Origin of the sequence: Staphylococcus microti (assembly GCF_000934465.1) — a bacterium.
Lineage (GTDB): Bacteria > Bacillota > Bacilli > Staphylococcales > Staphylococcaceae > Staphylococcus > Staphylococcus microti.
In genome coordinates, this window is record NZ_JXWY01000056.1 from 1 (window position 1) to 1,039 (window position 1,039).

The 1,039-nt window shown below is 29.9% G+C and carries 1 protein-coding gene; it reads right to left on the reverse strand.

All coding sequences use genetic code 11. The annotated features are described in order from the left end of the window. Positions 1–527 precede the first annotated feature (527 nt). Positions 528–827, reverse strand: a complete 300-nt coding sequence (locus TP70_RS11835) for a hypothetical protein (protein WP_052495466.1) — start codon at positions 825–827, stop codon at positions 528–530. Positions 828–1,039: the final 212 nt, after the last annotated feature.

Consider the following 1,039-nt stretch of genomic DNA (forward strand, 5'->3'; position numbering starts at 1 on the left):
AATGACAAGAAAAAAATAAAGGCGATTAAGAAGAAGCTAAAATCCCAAAAACTTCAAAACAACTCTTCTAAAAAGAAACTAACCAAAGAAGAAAAAAGAGAACTTTGTCTGGCAATACATTAGCAGCAAAAGCAGATGGTGCTATAAACACTATCATGCGCTACTTTGCTGGATTAATTTGTTTAGGTGCTATTTTAATACATGGTTTCTTTAATAGTTTACTATGAAACCTCCACAAGATAACTGTGGAGGTTTTGTTGTTGTACTTGTATTATTGCTTGTACTATTATTTTTGTTTTACAACAAAAATAACTCTATTAAATTAATTTAATAGGTATCTTGGCTTCTATCAAAAGTTAATGTAATATATTTTTTCTTTGAATAACTAAGGACATACAGAAAGATGTTGAATTTAACACTTTTCCATCAACTATATGTAACACCATGCTTTCTTTCCAATCAACTTGAGCTGATAAGCCAGGTGTGTGTTCTACGCAAATCGTTGCTTTCTTGGTTTTCTCTATTTTTTATTTTCTAAAGTATTGTTTCACGAGACTATAACTTCCGTCATAACCCTTTTTCTGGATGAACAAATAAATACTGTACGCACTACATTCATTAGCTAGTTTTAGATCCACAATCTCTTTATATGGATCCAATTTACTTGACCTTTGCTTTTTATTTTTATCACTGCCATTTTCTAACTCAACAAATGCCTGTTTGATTGTACGGTAATCACAATTAAACCTTCGTACTAAGGCTGCATAACTTGGTCTTGTTTCGTCTTTCATAAATTCTTTAACTCCTTTACGTATATCTTTTCTCATATTTACCTCCTTAAACTATGAGAAAAGGATACTAAAAAAGGTAGGAAAACCAACAATTTTAAATTGCCATTTTCCTACCTTTTAATTTGTCCTAGCAATAATAATTATTTTCTACTTTTACTCACTACATATTCTCAAAAGAAAAATTGTCATATCTCCTTTGAAATAATCATAAGGATGTTTAGGCATTGTTTTTTTGTTAGTCATTAAAG

Coding starts and splice junctions, on each gene's coding strand:
- TP70_RS11835 (WP_052495466.1), bottom strand. CDS start 827: ATGAGAAAAGATATACGTAAAGGAGTTAAAGAATTTATGAAAGACGAA.